Annotated in this window: 22 protein-coding genes; 16 read left to right on the top strand and 6 right to left on the bottom strand. The window is 65.6% G+C overall.

Features of this window, described 5'->3' with window-relative positions; all coding sequences use genetic code 11:
- Window positions 1-39: 39 nt before the first annotated feature.
- The 3 genes from aceE (at window position 40) to lpdA (ending at window position 6485) form a co-directional block, all read left to right on the top strand.
- Window positions 40-2736: a pyruvate dehydrogenase (acetyl-transferring), homodimeric type gene (aceE, locus tag ACPTTC_RS12435; protein WP_226196618.1), complete on the top strand. Its 2697-nt coding sequence runs from the start codon at window positions 40-42 to the stop codon at window positions 2734-2736.
- 68 nt (window positions 2737-2804) lie between these two features.
- Window positions 2805-4442 (top strand): dihydrolipoyllysine-residue acetyltransferase, encoded by a 1638-nt coding sequence (gene aceF / locus ACPTTC_RS12430; protein ID WP_423392642.1) that lies wholly within the window; start codon window positions 2805-2807, stop codon window positions 4440-4442.
- A gap of 276 nt (window positions 4443-4718) precedes the next feature.
- Window positions 4719-6485 (top strand): dihydrolipoyl dehydrogenase, encoded by a 1767-nt coding sequence (lpdA, locus tag ACPTTC_RS12425; protein WP_226196624.1) that lies wholly within the window; start codon window positions 4719-4721, stop codon window positions 6483-6485.
- Window positions 6486-6686: 201 nt separating this feature from the next.
- On the opposite strand, the gene ACPTTC_RS12420 is transcribed toward lpdA, so the two are convergent.
- A complete protein-coding gene (locus tag ACPTTC_RS12420) occupies window positions 6687-7253 on the bottom strand; it encodes a phasin family protein (protein ID WP_039364780.1) in 567 nt (188 codons plus the stop codon).
- Between the two features lie 652 nt (window positions 7254-7905).
- On the opposite strand from ACPTTC_RS12420, the gene pbpG reads away from it, so the two are divergent.
- The gene (pbpG, locus tag ACPTTC_RS12415) at window positions 7906-9072 is read left to right on the top strand and encodes a D-alanyl-D-alanine endopeptidase (protein WP_226196627.1); all 1167 of its coding nucleotides are present in this window, start codon (window positions 7906-7908) and stop codon (window positions 9070-9072) included.
- Between the two features lie 91 nt (window positions 9073-9163).
- Here pbpG and ACPTTC_RS12410 read toward each other — a convergent pair whose 3' ends face one another.
- Entirely contained in the window at window positions 9164-9973 is an 810-nt protein-coding gene (locus ACPTTC_RS12410) for an IclR family transcriptional regulator (RefSeq protein ID WP_175969433.1), read from the bottom strand.
- A 183-nt stretch (window positions 9974-10156) separates the two neighbouring features.
- Between ACPTTC_RS12410 and ACPTTC_RS12405 the strand changes: the two genes are divergently transcribed.
- The 12 genes from ACPTTC_RS12405 to iscX all read left to right on the top strand — a co-directional run bounded on the left by ACPTTC_RS12405 (window position 10157) and on the right by iscX (window position 19282).
- Complete coding sequence (locus ACPTTC_RS12405; RefSeq protein ID WP_226196629.1) at window positions 10157-10879, top strand: (Fe-S)-binding protein; 723 nt, start codon at window positions 10157-10159, stop codon at window positions 10877-10879.
- A 35-nt stretch (window positions 10880-10914) separates the two neighbouring features.
- The gene (locus ACPTTC_RS12400) at window positions 10915-12327 is read left to right on the top strand and encodes a lactate utilization protein B (RefSeq protein WP_423392641.1); all 1413 of its coding nucleotides are present in this window, start codon (window positions 10915-10917) and stop codon (window positions 12325-12327) included.
- Between the two features lie 129 nt (window positions 12328-12456).
- Window positions 12457-12684, top strand: a complete 228-nt coding sequence (locus ACPTTC_RS12395; protein WP_114177466.1) for a hypothetical protein — start codon at window positions 12457-12459, stop codon at window positions 12682-12684.
- Between the two features lie 101 nt (window positions 12685-12785).
- Window positions 12786-13268, top strand: a complete 483-nt coding sequence (locus ACPTTC_RS12390; RefSeq protein ID WP_423392640.1) for a low molecular weight protein-tyrosine-phosphatase — start codon at window positions 12786-12788, stop codon at window positions 13266-13268.
- A gap of 114 nt (window positions 13269-13382) precedes the next feature.
- Complete coding sequence (gene iscR, locus ACPTTC_RS12385) at window positions 13383-13922, top strand: Fe-S cluster assembly transcriptional regulator IscR (RefSeq protein WP_009691731.1); 540 nt, start codon at window positions 13383-13385, stop codon at window positions 13920-13922.
- 64 nt (window positions 13923-13986) lie between these two features.
- Complete coding sequence (locus ACPTTC_RS12380) at window positions 13987-15210, top strand: IscS subfamily cysteine desulfurase (RefSeq protein ID WP_423392639.1); 1224 nt, start codon at window positions 13987-13989, stop codon at window positions 15208-15210.
- Between the two features lie 68 nt (window positions 15211-15278).
- Window positions 15279-15686 carry a Fe-S cluster assembly scaffold IscU gene (iscU, locus tag ACPTTC_RS12375; RefSeq protein ID WP_006481982.1) on the top strand — a complete coding sequence of 136 codons (408 nt, stop codon included), beginning with the start codon at window positions 15279-15281 and terminating at the stop codon, window positions 15684-15686.
- Window positions 15687-15751: 65 nt separating this feature from the next.
- Window positions 15752-16075: an iron-sulfur cluster assembly protein IscA gene (iscA, locus tag ACPTTC_RS12370; protein ID WP_011885413.1), complete on the top strand. Its 324-nt coding sequence runs from the start codon at window positions 15752-15754 to the stop codon at window positions 16073-16075.
- A 97-nt stretch (window positions 16076-16172) separates the two neighbouring features.
- Window positions 16173-16700 (top strand): Fe-S protein assembly co-chaperone HscB, encoded by a 528-nt coding sequence (gene hscB, locus ACPTTC_RS12365; RefSeq protein WP_423393356.1) that lies wholly within the window; start codon window positions 16173-16175, stop codon window positions 16698-16700.
- Window positions 16701-16754: 54 nt separating this feature from the next.
- Window positions 16755-18623, top strand: coding sequence for a Fe-S protein assembly chaperone HscA (hscA, locus tag ACPTTC_RS12360; protein ID WP_175953517.1), 1869 nt, complete (start codon window positions 16755-16757; stop codon window positions 18621-18623).
- Between the two features lie 88 nt (window positions 18624-18711).
- Window positions 18712-19053 carry an ISC system 2Fe-2S type ferredoxin gene (gene fdx, locus ACPTTC_RS12355; protein ID WP_006478392.1) on the top strand — a complete coding sequence of 114 codons (342 nt, stop codon included), beginning with the start codon at window positions 18712-18714 and terminating at the stop codon, window positions 19051-19053.
- A gap of 19 nt (window positions 19054-19072) precedes the next feature.
- Window positions 19073-19282: a Fe-S cluster assembly protein IscX gene (gene iscX / locus ACPTTC_RS12350; protein WP_021157676.1), complete on the top strand. Its 210-nt coding sequence runs from the start codon at window positions 19073-19075 to the stop codon at window positions 19280-19282.
- A 122-nt stretch (window positions 19283-19404) separates the two neighbouring features.
- Here the strand turns inward: iscX and ACPTTC_RS12345 are convergent, their stop codons facing one another.
- The 4 genes from ACPTTC_RS12345 to recJ all read right to left on the bottom strand — a co-directional run bounded on the left by ACPTTC_RS12345 (window position 19405) and on the right by recJ (window position 25041).
- Window positions 19405-20133: a glycine zipper 2TM domain-containing protein gene (locus ACPTTC_RS12345; protein ID WP_423392638.1), complete on the bottom strand. Its 729-nt coding sequence runs from the start codon at window positions 20131-20133 to the stop codon at window positions 19405-19407.
- Between the two features lie 348 nt (window positions 20134-20481).
- Window positions 20482-22008: a lysine--tRNA ligase gene (lysS, locus tag ACPTTC_RS12340; RefSeq protein ID WP_423392637.1), complete on the bottom strand. Its 1527-nt coding sequence runs from the start codon at window positions 22006-22008 to the stop codon at window positions 20482-20484.
- Window positions 22009-22089: 81 nt separating this feature from the next.
- A protein-coding gene (gene prfB, locus ACPTTC_RS12335; protein WP_105392842.1) for a peptide chain release factor 2 occupies window positions 22090-23194 on the bottom strand; the annotation gives its coding sequence in 2 pieces (ribosomal slippage) (window positions 22090-23112 and window positions 23114-23194; 1104 coding nt in all).
- 149 nt (window positions 23195-23343) lie between these two features.
- Window positions 23344-25041: a single-stranded-DNA-specific exonuclease RecJ gene (gene recJ / locus ACPTTC_RS12330; protein ID WP_423392636.1), complete on the bottom strand. Its 1698-nt coding sequence runs from the start codon at window positions 25039-25041 to the stop codon at window positions 23344-23346.
- Window positions 25042-25051 lie beyond the last annotated feature (10 nt).

Below are 25051 nucleotides of genomic sequence, written 5' to 3'. Positions count from 1 at the left end.
CGAGAGCGATCCTCACATTCCAGGACCCAGGAGACGAGAATGTCCGCTGTACCGAACGAAGTGATGAAATATGTCGCCGCCGAACGTGACGACGACCCGCAAGAAACCGTCGAGTGGCTGGAGTCGCTCGATGGCGTGATCTCCTCCGTGGGCACCGGCCGCGCGCACTACCTGATCGAAAAGCAGATCGAGTTCGCACGCATGCATGGCGAGCATCTGCCGTTTTCCGCGAATACCCCGTACATCAACACGATTCCGGTCGAGGCCCAGGCGAAGATCCCGGGCGACCAGGATATCGAGCACCGCATCCGTTCGTACACGCGCTGGAATGCGCTGGCGATGGTGCTGCGCGCAGGCAAGGATACGAACGTCGGCGGCCACATCGCATCGTTCGCGTCGGCCGCGACGCTTTATGACGTCGGCTACAACCACTTCTGGCATGCAGCGTCCGACCAGCACGGCGGCGACCTCGTGTTCGTGCAGGGCCACTCGTCGCCGGGCGTGTACTCGCGCGCGTTCCTGCTCGGCCGCCTGAAGGAGGAGCAGCTCGACAACTTCCGCCAGGAAGTCGACGGCAACGGCATCTCGTCGTACCCGCACCCGTGGCTGATGCCGGACTTCTGGCAGTTCCCGACCGTGTCGATGGGCCTCGGCCCGATCATGGCGATCTACCAGGCGCGCTTCATGAAGTACCTGCAGGCGCGCGGCATCGCGAAGACGGAAGGCCGCAAGGTGTGGGCGTTCCTCGGCGACGGCGAGACGGACGAACCGGAATCGCTCGGCGCGATCGGGATGGCGAGCCGCGAGAAGCTCGACAACCTCGTGTTCGTGATCAACTGCAACCTGCAGCGTCTCGACGGCCCGGTGCGCGGCAACGGCAAGATCATCCAGGAACTGGAATCGGAATTCCGCGGTGCCGGCTGGAACGTGATCAAGGTCATCTGGGGCAGCCGCTGGGATGCGCTGTTCGCGCGCGACAAGACGGGCGCGCTGATGCGCCGCATGATGGAAGTGGTCGACGGCGAATACCAGACGTACAAGTCGGAATCGGGCGCGTTCGTGCGCGAGCACTTCTTCAACACGCCTGAACTGAAGGCACTCGTCGCCGACTGGTCGGACGACGACATCTGGGCGCTGAACCGCGGCGGCCACGATCCGCACAAGATCTACGCGGCTTTCCACGAAGCCACGAACACGAAGGGCGCGCCGACCGTCATCCTCGCGAAGACCATCAAGGGCTACGGGATGGGCGAGTCGGGCCAGGCGATGAACATCACGCACCAGCAGAAGAAGCTGCCGGTCGAGCAACTGAAGAAGTTCCGTGACCAGTTCCGCCTGCCGATCACCGACGAGCAGATCGCCGACGTGCCGTACCTGAAGTTCGAGGAAGGCTCGAAGGAGCTCGAATACATGCGCCAGAAGCGCATGGACCTCGGCGGCTACCTGCCGCATCGCCGCGAGAAGGCAACGTCGCTGCCGGTGCCGGCACTCGACGCATTCGAGCCGCTGCTGAAGGGCACGGGCGAAGGCCGCGAGATCTCGACGACGATGGCGTTCGTGCGGATCCTGAACATCCTGCTGAAGGACAAGGCGCTGGGCAAGCGCGTCGTGCCGATCGTCCCGGACGAATCGCGTACGTTCGGCATGGAAGGCCTGTTCCGCCAGATCGGTATCTGGAACCAGGAAGGCCAGAAGTACGTGCCGGAAGATTCCGACCAGCTGATGTTCTACAAGGAATCGGAAACCGGCCAGATCCTGCAGGAAGGCATCAACGAAGCGGGCGGCATGTGCGACTGGATCGCTGCGGCGACGTCGTACTCGACGCACGGCGAGATCATGGTGCCGTTCTACATCTTCTATTCGATGTTCGGCTTCCAGCGGATCGGCGACCTGGCATGGGCCGCGGGCGACATGCGTTCGCGCGGCTTCCTGCTCGGCGGTACCGCGGGCCGCACGACGCTGAACGGCGAAGGCCTGCAGCACGAAGACGGCCACTCGCTCCTGTGGGCGGCATCGGTGCCGAACTGCGTGAGCTACGACCCGACGTTCGGCTACGAACTCGCGGTGATCGTCCAGGACGGCCTGCGCCGCATGGTGCAGGACCAGGAAGACGTGTACTACTACATCACGGTGATGAACGAGAACTACGAGCACCCGGCGATTCCGCAGGGCGAGCACGTGGCGGCCGACATCATCAAGGGCATGTACGCGTTCAAGAAGGCCGACGCCGACAAGAAGGCGCCGCGCGTCCAGCTGCTCGGCGCGGGCACGATCTTCAACGAAGTGATTGCCGCCGCCGACCTGCTGAAGAACGACTGGGGCGTCGCCGCCGACCTGTGGAGCGTGCCGAGCTTCACCGAGCTGGCGCGTGAAGGCCACCAGGTCGAACGCTGGAACCTGCTCCATCCGACCGAAGAGCGTCGTCTGTCGCACGTGCAGAAGTGCCTGAAGGACACGCAGGGCCCGGTCATCGCATCGACCGACTACGTCCGCGCGCTGGTCGACCAGATCCGCGGCCAGATCGATCGCCGCTTCGTCGTGCTGGGCACGGACGGCTTCGGCCGCTCGGATACCCGCGAGAAGCTGCGTCACTTCTTCGAAGTCGACCGTCACTGGGTCACCGTCGCCGCGCTCAATGCGCTGGCCGACGAGGGCACGATCGAGCGCAAGGTGGTCGCGGAAGCGATCGCCAAGTACAACCTCGATCCGTCGAAGCCCAACCCGATGACCGTTTAACGCACACGCCGTGTGATGCCGTGCGCCGCCTTAGCGAGGGGCGCGCGCGGCCATGGAGACAGAAACAGATGAGTCAAGCGATCGAAGTGAAGGTGCCGGATATCGGCGATTACAAGGATGTGCCGGTGATCGAGATCGGCGTGAAGGTCGGCGATACCGTCGAGCCGGAGCAGTCGCTCGTCACGCTCGAATCGGACAAGGCGACGATGGACGTGCCGAGCCCGGTGGGCGGCGTCGTGAAGGAAATCAAGGTCAAGGTGGGCGATTCCGTGTCGGAAGGCTCGCTGATCATCCTGCTCGAAGGCGCCGCCGCGGCGCAGGCGAACGGCGCGGCCGCGCCCGCACCGGCTCCGGCGGCAGCGCCGGCACCGGCTGCTGCTGCACCGGCGGCCGCACCGGCTGCAGCCGGCGGCACGCTCGAAGTGAAGGTCCCTGACATCGGCGACTACAAGGATGTGCCGGTGATCGAGATCGGCGTGAAGGTCGGCGACACGGTCGAGAAGGAGCAGTCGCTCGTCACGCTCGAGTCGGACAAGGCGACGATGGACGTGCCGAGCCCGGCCGCGGGCGTCGTGAAGGACATCAAGGTCAAGGTGGGCGATTCGGTGTCGGAAGGCACGCTGATCGTGCTGCTCGAAGCCGCAGGCGCGGCTGCCGCGCCGCAGGCGAGCGCACCGGCGCCGGCCGCTGCCGCACCGGCGCCGGCACCCGCCGCTGCCCCCGCGAAGGCCGCACCGGCACCGGCTGCTGCTGCGCCGGCTCCGGCCGCCGCGTCGGGCGAATACCGCGCCAGCCACGCATCGCCGTCGGTGCGCAAATTCGCGCGCGAACTCGGCGTCGAGGTTGCACGCGTGCAGGGTTCGGGCCCGAAGGGCCGCATTACGAAGGAAGACGTCACGGGCTTCGTGAAGGGCGTGATGACGGGCCAGCGCGCAGCGCCGGCCGCGGCAGCCGCGCCGGCAGGCGGCGGCGAGCTGAACCTGCTGCCGTGGCCGAAGGTCGACTTCTCGAAGTTCGGCCCGTTCGAGGCGAAGCCGCTGTCGCGCATCAAGAAGATCTCGGGCGCGAACCTGCATCGCAACTGGGTGATGATCCCGCACGTCACGAACAACGACGAAGCGGACATCACCGAGCTCGAAGCACTGCGCGTGCAACTGAACAAGGAGCACGAGAAGGCGGGTGTGAAGTTCACGATGCTCGCGTTCGTGATCAAGGCGGTGGTCGCCGCGCTGAAGAAATTCCCGACCTTCAACGCGAGCCTCGACGGCGACAACCTGGTGTTCAAGCAGTACTACCACATCGGTTTTGCCGCGGACACGCCGAACGGTCTCGTCGTGCCGGTGATCCGCGATGCGGACAAGAAGGGTCTCGTCGATATCGCGAAGGAAATGGCCGAGTTGTCGAAGGCCGCACGCGACGGCAAGCTGAAGCCGGACCAGATGCAGGGCGGCTGCTTCTCGATCTCGTCGCTCGGCGGGATCGGCGGCACGAACTTCACGCCGATCATCAACGCGCCGGAAGTGGCGATTCTCGGGTTGTCGCGCGGCCAGATGAAGCCGGTGTGGGACGGCAAGCAGTTCGTGCCGCGTCTGACGCTGCCGCTGTCGCTGTCGTATGACCATCGCGTGATCGATGGCGCGGAAGCCGCGCGGTTCAATGCGTATCTCGGCGCGTTGCTCGCGGATTTCCGTCGCATCATTCTTTGATGAGCGGGGAGTTTGCTCGCGGGGGCGTGGGTTTGTTGTCTGTTATCCACGCTTCGTCGTTGAACTGGCTTTCTTGACGGTCTGCTAGTGTCGCCCCTGCGCGGGGCGGCGGTCACTTTTCTTTGTCTTCCAAAGAAAAGTAACCAAAAGAAAGGCGCGTCTTTGAGCGGACAGCAAAGGTGGTTCTGCTCCGGTTCGCGTTCTTTTGTCAGGCCGTAACAGGGTCATCGCGGGTTTCTCCCCCTCTGTCTGCAGCTAATCAAGAAGGGGACAGTAATGAGTCTCATCGAAGTCAAGGTTCCGGATATCGGCGATTTCAGCGGCGTCGATGTCATCGAAGTCAATGTGAAGCCGGGCGACGTGATCGAAAAAGAGCAGACGCTCATCACGCTCGAATCGGACAAAGCCTCCATGGAAGTGCCCAGCGACGTCGCCGGCACCGTCAAGGAAGTCAAGGTCAAGGCCGGCGAGAAAGTCTCGCAAGGCACCGTCATCGCCATCGTCGAAGCAACGGCTGGCGCCGCCGCGCCCGCGAAAGCACCCGAAGCAGCCAAGCCCGCAGCAGCTGCGCCGGCACCGGCTGCAGCCGCTCCGGCACCCGCGCCGCAAGCCGGCAGCTACGCAGGTGCCGCCGACATCGAATGCGACATGCTCGTGCTCGGCGCCGGCCCCGGTGGCTACTCGGCCGCGTTCCGCGCAGCCGATCTCGGCATGAAGACGGTGCTCGTCGAACGCTACTCGACGCTCGGCGGCGTGTGCCTGAACGTCGGCTGCATCCCGTCGAAAGCGCTGCTGCATACGTCGCTCGTCGTCGAAGAAGCCGCGGCGCTCGCGTCGCACGGCATCACGTTCGGCAAGCCGGAAGTCGATCTCGACAAGCTCCGGGACTTCAAGGGCGGCGTCGTCAAGAAGCTGACGACGGGCCTCGCCGGCATGGCGAAGGCACGCAAGGTCGAAGTGGTCACGGGCGTCGGCGCATTCGTCGATCCGTATCACATGGAAGTGCAGGGCGAAAACGGCAAGAAGGTCGTGAAGTTCAAGCAGGCGATCATCGCCGCGGGCTCGCAGGCCGTGAAGCTGCCGTTCATGCCGGAAGACCCGCGCGTCGTCGATTCGACCGGCGCACTCGAACTGCGCCAGCTGCCGAAACGCATGCTCGTGATCGGCGGCGGCATCATCGGCCTCGAAATGGCAACGGTGTACTCGACGCTCGGCGCCGAGATCGACGTCGTCGAAATGATGGACGGCCTGATGATGGGCGCGGACCGCGATCTCGTGAAGGTCTGGGAAAAGTACAACGCGAAGCGCTTCGGCAACGTGATGCTGAAGACCAAGACGGTCGGCGCGGAAGCGAAGGAAGACGGCATCTACGTGAAGTTCGAGGGCGAGAAGGCGCCGGCGGAAGCGCAGCGCTACGACCTCGTACTCGTCGCGGTGGGCCGCAGCCCGAACGGCAAGAAGATCGGCGCCGACAAGGCCGGCGTCGCGGTCACGGATCGCGGCTTCATCGACGTCGACAAGCAGATGCGCACGAACGTCCCGCACATCTTCGCGATCGGCGATATCGTCGGCCAGCCGATGCTCGCGCACAAGGCCGTGCATGAAGGCCACGTCGCAGCGGAAGCCGCACACGGCGAGAAGGCATACTTCGACGCACTGCAGATCCCGTCGGTGGCGTACACCGATCCGGAAGTGGCCTGGGCCGGCAAGACGGAAGACCAGTGCAAGGCCGAAGGCATCAAGTACGGCAAGGCCGTGTTCCCGTGGGCCGCATCGGGCCGCGCGATCGCGAACGGCCGTGACGAAGGCTTCACGAAGCTGATCTTCGACGAGGAAACCCATCGCGTGATCGGCGGCGCGATCGTCGGCCTGAACGCGGGCGACCTGATCAGCGAAGTGTGCCTCGCCGTCGAAATGGGCGCGGACGCGGAAGACATCGGCAAGACGATCCATCCGCACCCGACGCTCGGCGAATCGGTCGGCATGGCCGCCGAGCTGTACGAAGGCGTCTGTACGGACCTGCCGCCGCAACGCAAGAAGTAACGCGGCCGGCTCGGCCGGCAATCTGCCGGCCATGAAAAAACGCCGCCTCCCGGGCAATCCGGGCGGCGGCGTTTTCTATTGCATGCGGCTGGTGCTCAACGACCGTTCGAGAACGGTCGGCAACGTGCCGGTTCCAGCATGTTCCGGCATCACCAACGAAAAAGCCGCGCTGGGCGCGGCTCTTTCAGGAGCAGGGGACGCTTACGCGGCCGGCTTGCTGGTACGACGTGCCGCAGCGGCGGTAGCAGCCTTCGTTGCGACGGCAGCAGCAGCGTTGAAGTTCGTTTCAGCGATTTCGACGGCTTGCTTCGTTGCCTTCTGAACCGTTTCGTACGTGGTGTTTGCAGCGTTCAGGGCCGACTTCAGTGCAGCGACAGCCGTTTCCGAACCAGCAGGGGCGTTCTTCGCGACGTTGTCGACGAGCGCCTGGACCTTCTTGTTCTGCTCCTCGAATTGCGCTTCGGCAACCTTCGCGAACTCGGCTTGCGTCGACGATGCGATTTCATACAGGTGACGGCCGTACGACAGCACTTTTTCCGCGACCGGCTGCGACAGGCTGGCTTGCAGCGCGATCAGTTCCTGTGCGTCCTTCACCGACAGCAGGCGCTGCGCGTTTTCCTGGCCTTCGGCCAGCGTCGACTTCACGACCTGCAGGTTGAGTTCGATCAGCTTTTCGACGCCTTCGAACGCCTTGGTCGTCAGACCGAACAGGCTTTCGAGGTTGGCTTTCTGGGCGGCGGCGATTTGCTCGGGGGTCAGCAAGGACATGTCAAGCTCCTGAAAAGCGATCGCGTCGATCGCAGGATAAAGGGCACTACGCTGGGGAACCTCGGATGCGCGTGCTTTGTGCAACGCAGCAATGAGGCTTATTTTAGGGCAGAGAAAACCATTGTCAAGTATTTTTTGTGCGTTGCACAATCGCGACAAATTATCGATAAAACAACAAGTTATCGCGCCCGCTCGGAATCGGTTTCATGCGTGATCCCAGATGGTGCGCACGGCGGCGGGGCAGGCGCGGCGCACCATGATCACGCACAGGTAAACCTGACAGGCCCGTGGAACGTTATCCTTCTGTTCCTGTCGAAAACGCGCCGTTTCGATGCGCGTACCGTGGCGACGTGCCGCCGCCGCGGCCGAGACCGGCGCCCCTGGCACCCCGAGCGCCGGATACGTAGTTTCCCCGCTTTAAATCGCCTCCGAAGTGACGTTATCTCAATTAACCGTGTGTAATCGGGAGGCGGGTACTGTCGGGCAGCGCAACCCATGAATTTTTTCGATGGGAGCGGGAGGGTTCATTGGTCAGAGGTTGGCCGACCCTTACATTCCGGTTTAACGACGATCGGTAAGTGCCTAATATTGCTCTTTTTTTCAGCTTTAACTACACTTGCGGAAACCTCCCGCCCGCTTTGTCCAGACCCCAATGAAAGCCGAATCGTTTTCACCGCGCAGATTGTTGCAGAGCATGACGCTCGGCACGGCTGTGTCGGTCGCAGTCGCCTTGCTGGCGACCACCGCGTCCGTCGCGCCTGCTGACGCCTTTGCCGCCACTGCGAAAACCCAGCAAGCCGCCAAGAAAAAGGCTGTCGCTCCTGCTTCGTCCGCGAAGAAGAAGTCGGCCAAGGCCAGCTCCGACAAATCCGCGAAGGTTGCGGCCGCCGACGCGCCGCGCGCGAAGGCGTCGCGCAAGCGCGTGACGCTCGCGTCGAACGTGCACGGTGGCCATCACGGCGCCGTCCGCAAGGTCGCGTTCCAGCCGCGCCGGCCGACCGTCGGCCAGGCTTTCGGCCTGCACGACACGCCGGACGCGCTCGCGCTGCGTTCGAGCGTTGCATATGTCGTCGACCAGAACTCGGGCGAGCCGCTGTTCGACAAGAATTCGCACGCCGTCGTGCCGATCGCGTCGATCTCGAAGCTGATGACGGCGATGGTCGTGCTCGACTCGAAGTCGCCGATGACCGACCAGATCGAAGTCACCGACGAAGACCGCGACTACGAGAAGGGCACGGGCTCGCGCCTGTCGGTCGGTTCGGTGCTGTCGCGTGAAGACATGCTGCACATCGCGCTGATGGCGTCGGAAAACCGTGCGGCCGCCGCGCTGTCGCGCTACTACCCGGGTGGCCGTCCGGCGTTCATCGCCGCGATGAACGCGAAGGCGAAGTCGCTCGGCATGACCGATACGCACTTCGAGAATTCGACGGGCCTGTCGAGCTCGAACGTGTCGAGCGCGCGCGACCTCGTGAAGATGGTCAATGCGGCGTACCAGTACCCGATGATCCGCCAGTTCTCGACCGATCGCACCTACGAGGTCTACACGGGCAAGCGCAACCTGGTCTACAACAGCACGAACGCGCTGATCCGCGGCAACGGCTCGTGGGACATCGGTCTGCAGAAGACGGGCTTCATCAACGAAGCCGGCGAATGTCTCGTGATGCAGGCAACGATTCACGGCAAGCCGATGGTGATGGTGCTGCTCGATTCGTTCGGCAAGTATTCGCGCTTCGCCGATGCGGCGCGCCTGCGCAACTGGCTCGATGCCGGTGGCGGCGAGCGCCTGACGGCGGCCAACACGCCGAACGGCGGGACTTGATCGCACGATGGGCGGCGGTTCGCCGCCTCGCCGACGGCCGAAAAAAAGCCCCGCAATCGCGGGGCTTTTTCGTTGGGTGCGCGGAAGCGGTTTACGCCTGCCGCTGCAGCCCGTCCGTCTCCTTCGCGGGCGCCGGCCGGTAGCCGAGCGATTCCGAAATGGTGAGGGCCGTGCGGCTCAACTGGCCGAGCCATGCATCCTGCAGACGATCGGCCGGCGCCGACAGCGACAGGCCCGCGACGAGCTTGCCCGAATCGTCGTAGATGCCGGCCGCGATACAGCGCACGCCGAGCTCCAGCTCCTCGTTGTCGCGTGCGCACGATTGCTGGCGGACGATCGTCAACTCGCGCTCGAGCTTCGCGATGTCGGTGATGCTGTTCTGCGTATGGCCGGATAGCCCCGTGCGCGTCGCATAGGCGCGCACGCGCGACGTTTCGTCTGCCGCGAGGAACAGCTTGCCGACCGACGTGAGGTGCAGCGGCGCACGGCCGCCGATCGCGCGGACGACCTGCATCCCCGAGCGCTCCGAATATGCACGCTCGATGTAGACGATCTCGTCGCCCTGGCGCACCGACAGGTTCACGGTTTGCCCGGTGAGACGGTGCAGCTCGCGCATCGGCATCAGCGCCGCGTCGCGTACCGACAGGCGCGCCTTCACGAGGTTGCCGAGTTCCAGCAGCCGCATGCCGAGGCGGTACGTGCCGGGATCGGAGCGATCGACGAGACGGCAGGTCACCATGTCGTTGAGGATGCGGTGCGCGGTCGACGGGTGCAGCTCCGTGCGCTGCGCAAGCTCCTTCAGGCTGACAGGGTCACTGTGCGCGGCGAGCGCGTCCAGCAACCGCATCATGCGTTCGATCACCTGGATCGACGTTTTTGAATCCGGGGTGGGTTGGCTCATGTCGGGGGAGAAATCGGTTGACGCGTCAAGCGGAGTTGGGCCGATTGTATCTCGTATTGTGAAAAAAGCGAACGCCGTTCGAGGAAGTCCTCGTTTCGTGCGGTCCGGGCTTGCGCGCGAGCCGGCGTTGGTCTTGCCGGCCAAACGGCGGATAATGAGAGCCGTTTTCTCGAAGGAGCACGTATGCGAGTCGGTTTGTTCGTGACCTGCCTGGTCGATCTGATGCGCCCCGAAATCGGTTTTTCGGCGCTCAAGCTGATTCGCGACGCCGGCTACGAGGTGATCGTGCCGCCCGCGCAGACTTGCTGCGGCCAGCCGGCCTACAACTCGGGCGACCGCGCGCTCGCACGCGATCTCGCGGAAAAGACGCTGCGCGAGTTCGAGCAGTTCGATTACGTCGTCGCGCCGTCGGGTTCGTGCGGCGGGATGATCCGCGCGCACTACGGCGACCTGTTCCGCGACGACCCCGAGTTGATGGGGCGCTACCTGCGGTTCCAGCAGAAGGTCTACGAACTGACCGACTTCCTGGCGAACGTCGCGAAGGTGTCGCTCGCGCCGGGCGAATTCACGGGGCCCGTCACCTACCACGATTCGTGCTCGGGCCTGCGCGAGCTCGGCGTGAAAGCGCAGCCGCGCGCGCTGCTCGCGCAGCGCGGCATCGCGGTCACCGAGATGAAGGACTGCGAGCACTGTTGCGGCTTCGGCGGCACGTTCGCGATCAAGTACGGCGACATTTCGGCGGCTATCGCGGACGAGAAATGCGCGAACGTGCGCGCGTCCGGTACGGGCGCCGTCGTGCTCGGCGATCTCGGCTGCATGCTGAACATCGAAGGGCGGTTGCGCCGCACCGGCGACCGCGACACGCGCGTGCTGCACGTCGCGCAGGTGCTGGCGGGCGACGTCTGACGCCCGGTTCCGCTCACTTTTCCCCCGATACCGCGATGCAAGTCCAATCGATGCATTTCAAGGCGCGCGCCGGCCAGAAGCTGGCCGACCAGCGCCTGCAGCAGAACCTGAAGAAGCTGTCGACGAAATTCGTGTCCGCGCGCGCCGACGCGATGACCGCGATCGACTTCCCGGCCACGCGCGCCGCACTGAAGGACCGCCGCAACCGCGCGCTGGAGAACCTCGACGTGTGGCTCGAGGCGTTCGAGCGCGAGGCGACGCGGCGCGGCACGACGGTTCTGTTCGCCGAAACGACCGCGGATGCCGCGCGGCTCGTGGCCGACATCGCGCGCCGACACGACGTGAAGAAGGTCATCAAGACCAAGTCGATGGTGTCCGAGGAAATGCGCCTGAACGCGGTGCTCGCGGAGATGGGCGTGCAGTCGATCGAGACGGATCTCGGCGAATACATCCTGCAGATCAACGACAACGAGCCGCCGAGCCACATCATTGCGCCCGTCGTGCACAAGGACAAGGACGAGATTGCCGACCTGTTCGCGCGCACGCACCATCGCGAGCGGCTCACCGAAATTCCGGACATGACGCGCGAGGCGCGCGAGGTGCTGCGCCCGCATTTCATGTCGGCCGACATGGGCGTGACGGGCGGCAACTTCGTGATCGCCGAGACCGGTTCGGTCGCGATCGTGACGAACGAAGGGAACGAAGGGATGTGCACGGTGATGCCGCGCGTGCATGTGGCGGTGACGGGCATCGAGAAGGTGCTGCCGACGCTCGAGGATCTCGCGACCGCGATGCGCCTGCTGCCGCGCTCCGCGACGGGGCAAAAGACGTCGAACTACTTCTCGCTGCTGACCGGGCCGCGCGGGCCGGACGACGAGGACGGTCCCGAGCACAACTACGTGGTGCTCGTCGACGGCGGCCGCACCGGGCTGATCGGCGGCGAATTCCAGGAGATGCTGCGCTGTATCCGCTGCGGCGCATGCATGAACCATTGTCCGGTTTACCAGAAGGTTGGCGGCCATGCGTACGGCTGGGTCTACCCGGGGCCGATGGGGTCCGTGCTGACGCCGAGCTACGTCGGGCTCGACCGCTCGCTCGACCTGCCGCAGGCGGCGACCCTATGCGGGGAATGCGACAGCGTGTGCCCGGCCGGGATTCCGCTGTCGCACCTGTTGCGCACGCTGCGCGAGAAGCAGGTCGAGCGGCATCTGCGGCCGTGGCGCGAGCGCGCGGCGCTCGCCACCTGGGGCTTCGTCGCGCGGCGGCCGATGCTGTACGCGCTGACGACCAAGCTCGCGGTACGCATCCTCGAGCGGCTGGGCGGCAACGGCGGCACGCTGCGACGCCTGCCGATGATGGGCGGCTGGATGGATACGCGCGACATGCCGACGCCGACCGGGCGCACGTTCCGCGAACTGTACGCGGCGTCGCAAAGCCACCTCGGCTGACGACTGTTCATCCGGCGACAACAGTGCGTTCGCTATTTGCATATTTATCTCGATAGATGCGGTCTATAGAATCCTGTCTGTAGTCCCCGGAATTGGGTTCCGGGGTACGGGGTCAAGGAGGTCCGCATCATGAAAAAGACAATATCGATGTACTGGCCGCTGGCAATCGTCGTTCCGCTGGCCGCGGCTGCCTATCTTCATGCGATGGCCGACGCGCCGTCGCGTGGTCCGCTCGCGGTTCACCAGGCTTCCGCCGAGCTGGCGCGCGCGGTGTCGTTCGGGCTGGTCGGCGACGCGGCGACGCCGCTGCCGGCGGCGTCCGGCGACGTCGTGCTCGCCGCGCCGAAGGCGCTGTAAGGCATGGCGCCGTCGCTTTGCGCGGCGGCGCGATTTCGACCGCCTTTGTATAATGGCGCGTTCTTCTCCCACGCGGCTTGCCGCGGCTTTGCGATAGTGCGATGACCCGCGTTTCGATCTGTTTCGTCTGTCTCGGCAACATCTGCCGTTCGCCCACCGCGGAAGGCGTGATGCGTCACCGGGTCGACGCGGCCGCGCTGGCGGACCGGATCGCGATCGATTCGGCTGGGACGGGCGACTGGCATGCCGGCGAGTCACCCGATACGCGTGCGCAGGCTGCCGCACGTGGCCGCGGCTACGACCTGTCGGCGCTGCGCGCACGACAGGTGAGCGCGGCGGATTTCGAGCGCTTCGACCTGCTGCTCGCGATGGACGAGGCGAATCTCGCGGAGTTGCGCCGCCGCTGTCCGCCGCAGTATCAGGACAAAGTGCGCCTGTTGATGGAATTCGCGCCGGATTCGACCGAAACCGAAGTGGCCGATCCCTATTTCGGCGGCGCGCAGGGCTTCGAGCAGGTGCTCGATCAGGTCGAGCGCGCGTGCGCGGGCCTGCTGGAGACGCTCCGGGCCCGCACGGAGCGCTGATCGCGCGGTATTCAGCGGTCTGCGAATACCCTTTCAAAGACATGGATACTTGACTAAATTCGTCAAATATTTATACTTGACCAAAATCGTCAAGATTGCAGTCCCCTAGACACCATGAGACTCACCACCAAAGGCCGTTTCGCCGTCACGGCGATGATTGACTTGGCACTGCGCCAGGAGCAGGGCCCGGTGACGCTTGCAGGCATCAGCCAGCGCCAGCGGATTTCGCTCTCGTATCTCGAACAGCTGTTCGGCAAGCTGCGCAGGCATGAAATCGTCGAATCCGTGCGCGGCCCGGGCGGCGGCTACAACCTCGCGCGTCGCGCGCAGGACGTCACCGTTGCCGACATCATCATCGCGGTCGATGAACCGCTCGACGCCACGCAGTGCGGCGGCAAAGGCACGTGCGACGGCTCGAAGCAGCCCGACGGCCATTGCATGACGCACGAGCTGTGGTCGACGCTGAACCAGAAGATGGTCGAATACCTCGATTCGGTGTCGCTGCAGGATCTCGTCGATCAGCAGCGCGCTCGCGAGGGCGCCCCTGCGGTGCTGCGCGACCGGCGCACGCCGGAGCCCGTCGCCGCGCCGGCCGAACCGGTGCGTACGATGCCGCTCGGCCCCAATTCGGTGTTCAACATCGCGAGTTCGTGAGCGCGAAGGCGCCGCGATACCCCATAACGCACATAGTCCCTGCACAGAATTCCCGGAGCGACAGATGACCCAAGACACTCTCCACCTGCCCATCTATATGGATTACAGCGCGACGACGCCGGTCGACCCGCGCGTGGTCGACAAGATGGTGCCGTACCTGCGCGAGCAGTTCGGCAACCCGGCGTCGCGCAGCCACGCGTATGGCTGGGACGCGGAGCGTGCGGTCGAGGAAGCGCGCGAGAACGTGGCCGCGCTCGTGAACGCGGATCCGCGCGAGATCATCTGGACGTCCGGTGCAACGGAGTCGGACAACCTCGCGATCAAGGGCTCCGCGAACTTCTACAAGGGCAAGGGCAAGCACATCGTCACGGTGAAGACCGAGCACAAGGCCGTGCTCGACACGTGCCGCGAGCTCGAGCGTGACGGTTTCGAAGTCACCTACCTCGACGTGAAGGATGACGGCCTGATCGACCTCGACGTGTTCAAGGCCGCACTGCGCCCGGACACGATCCTCGTGTCCGTGATGCACGTGAACAACGAGATCGGCGTGATCCAGGACATCGAGACGATCGGTGAAATCTGCCGCGAGAAGGGCATCGTGTTCCACGTCGATGCCGCCCAGTCGACCGGCAAGGTCGGGATCGACCTCGCGAAGCTGAAGGTCGACCTGATGTCGTTCTCGGCGCACAAGACCTACGGCCCGAAGGGCATCGGCGCACTGTACGTGCGTCGCAAGCCGCGCGTGCGCATCGAAGCGCAGATGCACGGCGGCGGCCACGAGCGCGGCATGCGTTCGGGCACGCTGGCGACGCACCAGATCGTCGGCATGGGCGAAGCGTTCCGTATCGCGCGCGAAGAAATGGCGACGGAAAACGAGCGCGTCCGCATGCTGCGCGACAAGCTGCTGCGCGGCCTGTCGCAGATCGAGGAAACGTACGTGAACGGCGACATGGAGCGCCGTGTCCCGCACAACCTCAACATCAGTTTCAACTTCGTCGAAGGCGAGTCGCTGATCATGGCGATCAAGGACGTCGCGGTGTCGTCGGGCTCCGCATGCACGTCGGCGTCGCTGGAGCCGTCGTACGTGCTGCGTGCACTCGGCCGCAACGACGAGCTGGCACACAGCTCGATCCGCTTCACGGTCGGCCGCTTCACGACGGAGCAGGAAGTCGACTTCGTGATCAACCTGCTGAACAGCAAGATCGCGAAGCTGCGCGAACTCTCGCCGCTCTGGGAAATGCACCAGGAAGGCATCGATCTGTCGACGATCGAATGGGCCGCACACTGAGCGCCGGATTGAACATACCCGCGGGCGGATTCGCGCACGCAGACGTAACGAGTCAAGGAGTCTGAGTCATGTCTTACAGCAACAAGGTTCTGGATCACTACGAAAACCCGCGCAACGTCGGTTCGTTCGCGAAGGACGACGACACGGTCGGCACGGGCATGGTCGGCGCGCCGGCCTGCGGCGACGTGATGAAGCTGCAGATCCGCGTCGGCGCGGACGGCGTGATCGAAGACGCGAAGTTCAAGACCTACGGTTGCGGTTCGGCGATCGCGTCGAGCTCGCTCGTCACCGAGTGGGTGAAGGGCAAGACGCTCGACGAAGCACTGTCGATCAAGAACACGCAAATCGCCGAGGAACTCGCGCTGCCGCCGGTGAAGATTCACTGCTCGATCCTCGCGGAAGATGCGATCAAGGCAGCCGTGGCGGACTACAAGAAGCGTCACGACACCAAGGAAGGCGATCAGGCAGCGGCCTGAGCGGCATCGAGCACGCGAGTGAAGGAACGCGGCGGGCCCCTGTGGCGCGTCGCGGCAAGGACATCATGGCAATTACACTGACCGAAAAAGCAGCACAGCACGTCCAGAAATACCTCGTCCGTCGCGGCAAGGGTGTGGGCCTGCGGCTTGGCGTTCGCACGACCGGGTGCTCGGGGCTCGCGTACAAGCTCGAGTATGTCGACGAGCTGGCTCCCGAGGATCAGGTGTTCGAAAGCCATGGCGTGAAGGTCGTCGTCGATCCGAAGAGCCTGGCCTACATCGACGGCACCGAGCTCGACTTCGCACGTGAAGGCCTGAACGAGGGGTTCAAGTTCAATAACCCGAACGTGAAGGACGAGTGCGGCTGCGGCGAATCGTTCCGCGTGTGACGACGCGGATCTCCGCGCGATGCGGGCAAGAGGCGGCACGGGCCGCCTTTTTAATGTGCGGCGTTTGCCGTGCGACGAACCGGAATTGAACGCGACGATGGTCTCGCTGAAAGACAGCCACTTCGACCTGTTTCACCTGCCGGCGCAATTCGCGCTCGACGAGGCGACGCTCGACGCCGCCTATCGGACGGTGCAGACGCAGGTGCATCCGGACCGCTTCGCGGCGGCCGGCGACGCGCAGAAGCGCATCGCGATGCAATGGGCAACCCGCGCGAACGAGGCATATCGCACGCTGCGCGATCCGCTGAAGCGCGCGTCGTATCTGCTGTCGTTGCGCGGCGTCGACATCGGCGCGGAAAACAACACCGCGATGGAGCCTGCGTTCCTGATGCAGCAGATGGAGTGGCGCGAGGGCATCGAGGATGCCGCGGCCGCCCGCAACGTCGACGCGCTCGACGCGCTGCTCGCCGAGTTGCGCGAAGAGCGGCGCGTGCGCGTGGAGCGCCTCGGCACGCTGCTCGACAGCGGCGCCGATCAGGCGGCCGCCGAGGCCGTGCGCCAGCTGATGTTCATCGAACGGGTCGCGTCGGAAGTGGGCGCGCAGATCGAGCGCCTCGAAACTTAACCGCGTGCCTTGCGGCACGCGCAGCAAACGGGCCGAGCGCCCGAACGAACCAAGATGGCTTTACTGCAAATTTCCGAACCGGGCATGGCGCCGGCGCCGCATCAGCGGCGACTCGCCGTCGGGATCGATCTCGGCACGACGAACTCGCTCGTCGCGGCGGTGCGCAACAGCGTGCCCGAAGTCCTGCCGGACGAAGCGGGCCGCGTGCTGCTGCCGTCGGTGGTCCGCTATCTCGAGAAGGGCGGCCGACGCATCGGCCATGAGGCGAAAGAGCAGGCCGCGACCGATCCGCGCAACACGATCGTGTCGGTCAAGCGCTTCATGGGCCGCGGCAAGGCCGAGGTCGAAGGCGCGGCGAACGCGCCGTACGAATTCGTCGATGCGCCGGGCATGGTGCAGATCCGCACCATCGACGGCGTGAAGAGCCCGGTCGAAGTGTCGGCCGAGATTCTCGCGACACTGCGCTATCGCGCGGAAGATTCGCTTGGCGACGACCTGGTCGGCGCGGTGATCACGGTGCCCGCGTATTTCGATGAAGCGCAACGCCAGGCGACCAAGGACGCCGCGCGCCTCGCGGGCCTCAACGTGCTGCGCCTGCTGAACGAACCGACCGCCGCGGCGATCGCCTACGGTCTCGACAACGGGGCCGAAGGCCTCTACGCGGTTTATGACCTCGGCGGCGGCACGTTCGACCTGTCGATCCTGAAGCTGACGAAGGGCGTGTTCGAAGTGCTGGCCGCAGGCGGCGATTCCGCGCTCGGCGGTGACGATTTCGACCATGTGCTGTTCGATCACGTGCTCGCGCAGGCCGGCATCGATGCGAGGACGCTCGCGCCCGAGGACGTGCGCCTGCTGCTCGATCGTGTGCGCGTGCTGAAGGAAGCGCTGTCGTCCGCCCCGCAGGCGTCCCTCGACGTCACGCTGTCGGGTGGCGCGCATCTCGTGCAGACGATCTCCCACGATACGTTCGCGTCGCTCGTCGAGCCGCTCGTGCAGCGCACGCTCACGCCGACCCGCAAGGCGCTGCGCGATGCGCAGGTGACGCCGGCCGACATCAAGGGTGTCGTGCTCGTCGGCGGCGCGACGCGCATGCCCGTGATCCGCGATGCGGTCGCGAAATATTTCGGCCAGCCGCCGCTCGTGAACCTCGATCCGGACCAGGTCGTCGCGCTCGGCGCGGCGATCCAGGCCGACCTGCTCGCGGGCAATCGCGGCACCGGCGACGACTGGCTGCTGCTCGACGTGATTCCTCTGTCGCTCGGTGTCGAGACGATGGGCGGCCTCGTCGAGAAGATCATTCCGCGCAACTCGACGATTCCGATCGCACGCGCGCAGGAATTCACGACCTTCAAGGATGGCCAGACCGCGATGGCGATCCACGTGGTGCAGGGCGAGCGCGAACTCGTCGCCGATTGCCGGTCGCTCGCGCGCTTTGAGCTGCGCGGCATTCCGCCGATGACGGCCGGCGCCGCACGCATTCGCGTGACGTACCAGGTCGACGCGGACGGCCTGCTGTCGGTGTTCGCCCGCGAACAGCTGTCGGGCGTCGAGGCATCGGTCGTCGTGAAGCCGTCGTACGGTCTTGCCGACGACGACATCGCGAAGATGCTCGAGGACAGCTTCAAGACCGCCGAAATCGATATGCGCGCGCGCGCGCTGCGCGAAGCGCAGGTCGAGGCCGAACGGATGCTCGAGGCGACGCAGGCTGCGCTGGCGGCCGACGGCGAACTGCTCGATGCGGACGAGCGCACGCAAGTCGACACGTTGGCTGCGGCGCTGCGTGCGGTCGCGCAAGGCGACGATACGAACGCGATCGAAGCGGCGACCAAGGCGCTGGCCGACGGCACCGACGAATTCGCGGCGCGCCGGATGGACAAGAGCATCAAGCGCGCGCTGTCGGGCCGCCGGCTCGACGAGATCTGAACTCACGAACTGCGCATCGGCCGGCGACGGCCCGCGCGATAATGAACCGTGCGGCGCCTTGCGCCGCACCCTGACTGACGGAACGGACATGCCTCAACTGGTGGTGCTGCCTCACGTCGAACTGTGCCCGGATGGCGCAGTGATCGACGCGACGCCCGGCAAGAGTATCTGCGACAACCTGCTCGACCACGGAATCGAGATCGAGCATGCATGCGAGAAGTCGTGCGCATGCACGACGTGCCACGTGGTGATCCGCGAGGGCTTCAACGATCTGACGCCGTCCGAGGAGGACGAGGACGATCTGCTGGACAAGGCGTGGGGCCTCGAGCCGACGTCGCGCCTGTCGTGCCAGGCGATCGTGAAGGAAGATTCGGACCTGGTGGTCGAGATTCCGAAGTACTCGATCAACCACGCGAAGGAAAACCACTGACAGGAACCGGAGGCAGGCGATGAAATGGACCGATTCGCGTGAAATAGCCATTGCGCTGGCGGACAAGCACCCGGACATCGACCCGCAGCGGATCAACTTCGTCGACCTGCGCCAGTGGGTGCTCGAGCTCGACGGCTTCGACGACGATCCGAAGCATTCCGGCGAGAAGATCCTCGAAGCGATCCAGGCGCACTGGATCGACGAATCGGACTTCGACGACGAAGATTGAGCGCGGCGTGTGCCGCAATGGGCGCACGCCAGCTCAAATGAGAAAACGGCTCGTGAGCGATCGCTCACGAGCCGTTTTCGTTTTCAGGTCGTTTGCCCGCACGACGCGCGGGCAGCGGGGGCTTACGCGCCGACCAGCGTGCCGTTCTCGATCCGCACGCGCTGGCCCTGACCGAACGGCGGCGGGTTGTGGTACGTGAACGTGCGCGTCGCGCCGCTTTCCATCTGTACCTGCACCTGATAATCGGTTTCCGCGCGTACCTGCTTCTCGACCTGGTTGCCGGCGAGACCGCCGCCCAGCGCGCCGATGATCGTCATCGCGGTGCGGCCGTTGCCGTGGCCGAACTGGTTGCCGAGCAGGCCGCCGGCAGCCGCGCCGCCAACGGCGCCGATCCCGGAGCTCTGCCCCGGCGTGCGCGTCTGCGTGATCGCGACGACCGTGCCGCAGCTCTGGCAGTAGGCCGCCTGGGCAGGCGCCGACGGCTGTTGCGCGTATTGCGGCGGCTGCGGCGCCGACGTGTGACGGCGGTGCGTCGTCGCCGGGCGCTGGGCGGGCTTCGGTTCGGCCTGCGCGAGCGCCTTCTGCTGCGCGGCGGCCTGTTCGGCTGCCTGCTGCTGGGCTTGCGCGGCCAGCGCGGCGCTGGCGGCCGCGGCCGTATCGACGGCCGGCTGCGATGCGATCAGCGCGGCCTGGGTCTGGCCGCTTTGTTCGTTGCTGCTGCTGGCCTTCGGGAACACACCGGTGATCGCGGCGGTCGCCGCGAGGCTGGCGACGATCACGGCACCGGCGGCGGTGGCGATGAGCGGGTGGAGGCGTTGCTTTTGCGGCGTGGTCTGATTCTGGTTGTCCATTTTTTTCTCCGATGTCGATTCGGATCGGCGCATCGGCGCCGGGCCGGATCCCACGCTTCGGGGTCGAGCAGACTCGGCGTTCCGGCGCCTCGTTCTGGTCCCGTGGTCATGCGTGGTGACGCAAAAGGAGTGTCGTCGAGCGGTGACGGGCGCGCCGTATCAAGGTGTAACGAATTGCAGCGGGGCGCGGGCGATCGTTACCGGGAAAACCCGGGGTAGGCCCTCGCAACGAGGGGATAAAACGGGGGAGGATCGAAAGCCGGCGGACGCCGGCTGGCGGGATTTACGCGTCGTTACAAAGCTGACGCGTGCGCGCGGCAGGGCGCGGCGCACACGCGGGCGCCGCGATCAGTCTTCGCGGCGCAGATGCGGGAACAGCAGCACGTCGCGGATCGTCGGGCTGTCGGTCAGCAGCATCACGAGACGGTCGATGCCGATCCCGCAGCCGCCGGTCGGAGGCATCCCGTATTCGAGCGCGCGGATGTAGTCGGCGTCGAAGAACATCGCTTCCTCGTCGCCCGCATCCTTTTGCTCGACCTGCTTCTTGAAGCGCGCGGCCTGGTCTTCCGGATCGTTCAGCTCCGAGAAGCCGTTCGCGATTTCGCGGCCGGTCATGAACAGTTCGAAACGCTCGGTGATGCCCGGCACCGTATCCGATGCGCGTGCGAGCGGCGACACCTCGACCGGGTAGTCGATGATGAAGGTCGGCTCCCACAGCTGCGCTTCGGCCGTTTCCTCGAACAGCGCGAGCTGCAGCGCGCCGACACCCGCGTTCAGGAACGCCGGCTGCGACACGTCGACGCCGAAGCGCTTCAGTTCGGTGCGCAGGAACGCGTCGTCCGACAGCTGGCCGTCGGTGTACTCCGGTGCGTACTTCTGGATCGCCTGCGTGATCGTCAGGCGATGGAACGGCTTCGCGAGGTCGAGTTCACGGCCCTGGTACTGGATCGTCGCGGTGCCGAGCGCATCGATCGCCGCCTGGCGGATCAGTTGCTCGGTGAAGTCCATCAGCCAGCGATAGTCGGTGTAGGCGGCGTAGAACTCCATCATCGTGAATTCCGGGTTGTGACGCGGCGACACGCCTTCATTCCGGAAGTTACGGTTGATTTCGAACACGCGTTCGAAGCCGCCGACGATCAGGCGCTTCAGGTACAGCTCCGGCGCGATGCGCAGGAACATCTGCATGTCGAGCGCGTTGTGGTGCGTGACGAACGGCTTCGCGGCCGCGCCGCCCGGGATCGGGTGCAGCATCGGCGTCTCGACTTCCATGAAGTCGGCCGAATCCATGAACTTGCGGATCGACGCGATCGTCTTGGTGCGCGCGCGGAACGTGTCGCGCGTTTCCGGCGTGACGATCAGGTCGACGTAGCGCTGGCGGTAGCGCATTTCCTGGTCCGACAGGCCGTGGAACTTGTCCGGCAGCGGGCGCAGCGCCTTCGACAGCAGGCGCAGTTCCTTGCACTGGACCGACAACTCGCCCTTGTTGGTGCGGAACAGAACGCCGCGCGCGGCGACGATGTCGCCGCGGTCCCACTTCTTGAATGCGTCGTAGGTTTCCGCGCCGACGTCGTTAGGCGTCACGAAGAACTGGATCTGGCCCGAACCGTCCTGCACCGTCGCGAAGCTCGCCTTGCCCATCACGCGCTTGAGCATCATGCGGCCGGCGACCGACACCTCGACCGGGTTCGCTTCGAGCGCGGCCTTGTCCGAGTCGGCGAATGTCGTCTGCAGATCGGCTGCGTGATGCGTCGGGCGGAAATCGTTCGGGTAGGCGACGCCTTGCTCGCGCAGGGCGCGCAGCTTCTCGCGGCGCTCGGCGATGATCTGGTTTTCGTCCGCGGTGACGGCGGGCTGCGTTTGGGTCGGTTCGGTCATGATGGTCGGAATTCGGAGTGGTGCGGCAACGCAAACGGGAAGGGCAAGGGGGCGCGACCCGGCTGGGTCGCGCCGCGGCGCTTACACGCCCTGTTTGAGGCTCGCGCTGATGAAGTCGTCGAGGTCGCCGTCGAGGACGGCTCGCGTGTTGCTCATTTCGACGTTCGTGCGCAGGTCCTTCACGCGGCTCTGATCGAGCACGTACGAACGGATCTGGTGGCCCCAGCCCACATCGGTCTTGCTCGATTCGAGCTTGTCCTGTTCGGCCTGGCGCTTGCGCATTTCAACTTCGTACAGGCGCGATTTCAGCATCGCCATCGCTTCGGCACGGTTGCGGTGCTGCGAGCGGTCGTTCTGGCACTGCACGACGATACCGGTCGGCATGTGCGTGATCCGCACCGCGGAGTCGGTCTTGTTGATGTGCTGGCCGCCCGCGCCCGATGCGCGGTACGTGTCGATGCGCAGGTCGGCCGGGTTGATCTCGACTTCGATCGAGTCGTCGATTTCCGGATACACGAACACCGACGAGAACGACGTGTGGCGGCCGCCCGAGGAGTCGAACGGCGACTTGCGCACGAGGCGGTGGATGCCCGTTTCGGTGCGCAGGAAGCCGTATGCGTATTCGCCCGACACCTTGACCGTCGCGTTCTTGATGCCGGCGACGTCGCCGTCGGACTCTTCGAGCACTTCGGCCTTGAAGCCCTTGCGTTCGCAGTAGCGCAGGTACTGGCGCAGCAGCATCGATGCCCAGTCGCACGCCTCGGTGCCGCCGGCGCCGGCCTGGATGTCGATGAAGCAGTTGTTCGGGTCGGCCGGGTTCGAGAACATCCGGCGGAACTCGATGTCGCCGACGCGTGCCTCGAGCTTCGCGGCGTCTTCTTCCGACGCGACGAGGGTGTCCTCGTCGCCTTCCTCGCGGGCCAGCTCGAACAGGTCGAGCGCGTCGCGCAGGTCGCTATCGAGCGCGGTGAGCGTCGTGACGACGCCTTCGAGCAGCTTCTTCTCGCGACCGAGCGCCTGGGCGTTCTTCGAATCGTTCCAGACGTTCGGGTCTTCGAGTTCCTTGTTGACTTCGGTCAGACGCGCAGCTTTGGCGTCGTAGTCAAAGATACCCCCGGAGCTCGCCCGCGCGGTTGCGCAGGTCGAGCAGGGAGCTTTCGATCGCGTTGAGACGTTCCGCTTCCATGATCGCTCGCTATTCTTGCTTCGTAAAAAAGCGGAATTATAGCCGATCGGCAGGGTTGCCCGGTGGCGCAAACCGTGCCTGCCCGCGCGCGGCGGCGTCCGGCGCGGTGCGCATGCGTCGGCGGGCGTCGCGGGCCGGGCGGCCCGCGCTCAGCCGGCTGCGTGTTCGACGATCAGCTGGACGCGCGTGACGCCGTTCCACGTGTCGGCGACGAGGCGGTAGGCGACCAGTGCGCTCTCCGGCAGCGGCTCCGTGTGGTTGAACCAGATCGCGTTGAAGCGCTGCCGGCCGCGTGCAAGCTGCAGCTTCAGGTGCTTTTCCTTCACGAGCGACTGCGACACGACGTCGAATTCGCCCGAGAAAAGCGGGGCCGGAAAACCCTGCCCCCAGACGGCCTCGTCGAGCAGCCCGACGAACTGCGGCGTGAAGTACGCGTCCTCGAGTTCGCCGTCGGTCTCGATCACGCGGGCAAGCGCGTCGTCGGACAGCCACTCGCGCGCAACGGCCTCGAACGCGGCCGCGAAGCGTGGCACGTTCTCGGTGTCGAGCGTGAGGCCGGCCGCCATCGCGTGGCCGCCGAACGCGACGATCAGGTCCGGCTCGCGTTTCGACACGAGGTCGAGCGCGTCGCGCAGGTGGAACCCGGGAATCGAGCGGCCCGAACCCTTGACCCGCTTGCCTTCCTCGTCCGCGTGCGCGAACGTGAACGACGGGCGGTGGAATTTTTCCTTGAGCCGGCCGGCGACGATGCCGATCACGCCCTGGTGCCACTCGGGGTTGAAGAGGGTGATCGTGCACGCGTCGGCAGGATCGACATCGGCGAGATCGGCGAGCGCCTGCTGCTGCATGCCGGCCTCGATCTCGCGGCGTTCGCGGTTCATCACGTCGAGCTGCTGCGCGAGATCCCACGCGCGGCCGATGTCGTCGGTGATCAGGCACTCGATACCGAGCGACATGTCGGAGAGCCGCCCGGCGGCGTTCAGGCGCGGGCCGAGGCCGAAGCCGAGATCGAAGCCCGATGCCGTGCGCGCCTCGCGCGCGGCGGCGCGGAACAGCGCGGCGACGCCCGGCTGCATGCGGCCGTTGCGGATGCGCTGCAGCCCCTGCGCGACGAGCACGCGGTTGTTGCCGTCGAGCCGCACGACATCGGCGACGGTGCCGAGCGCGACGAGGTCGAGCAGGCCGTCGAGGCGCGGCTCGGCTTCCTTGCTCGCGAAGGCGCCGCGACGGCGCAGCTCGGCGCGCAGCGCGAGCAGCACGTAGAACATCACGCCGACGCCGGCAAGGTGCTTGCTCGGGAACGTGCAGCCGGGCTGGTTCGGGTTGACGATCGCGCGCGCGGCGGGCAGCGCGTCGCCGGGCAGGTGGTGATCGGTCACGAGCACGTCGATGCCGCGTGCGTTCGCGGCTTCGACGCCTGCGACGCTCGCGATCCCGTTGTCGACGGTGATCAGCAGGTCGGGCTTGCGCGCGGCGGCGAGCTCGACGATCTCGGGCGTGAGGCCGTAGCCGTATTCGAAACGGTTCGGCACCAGGTAGTCGATCTGCGCGCCGAACATCCGCAGCCCGCGCACCGCCACCGCGCAGGCGGTCGCGCCGTCGCAGTCGTAGTCGGCGACGACGAGCAGGCGCCGCTTGTCGGCGATTGCATCGGCGAGTAGCGACGCGGCGTCGGCGCAGCCTTTCAGCGCGGTGGGCGGAACGAGCCGCGCAAGCGCGGTCTCGATGTCGGCGGGGGACTGCACGCCGCGCGACGCATACAGGCGCGCAAGGACAGGATGCAGGCCGTGGCGCGCGAGCACTTCGGCGTCGGCGGGCGCGACGGGGCGGGTAACGATCCGGGTCATACGGGGTCTG

This window comes from Burkholderia mycopellens, assembly GCF_964265025.1.
Taxonomy (GTDB): domain Bacteria; phylum Pseudomonadota; class Gammaproteobacteria; order Burkholderiales; family Burkholderiaceae; genus Burkholderia.
The sequence above is the reverse complement of the archived record's forward strand: the minus strand, read 5'-3'. Positions and strand labels throughout refer to the sequence as shown.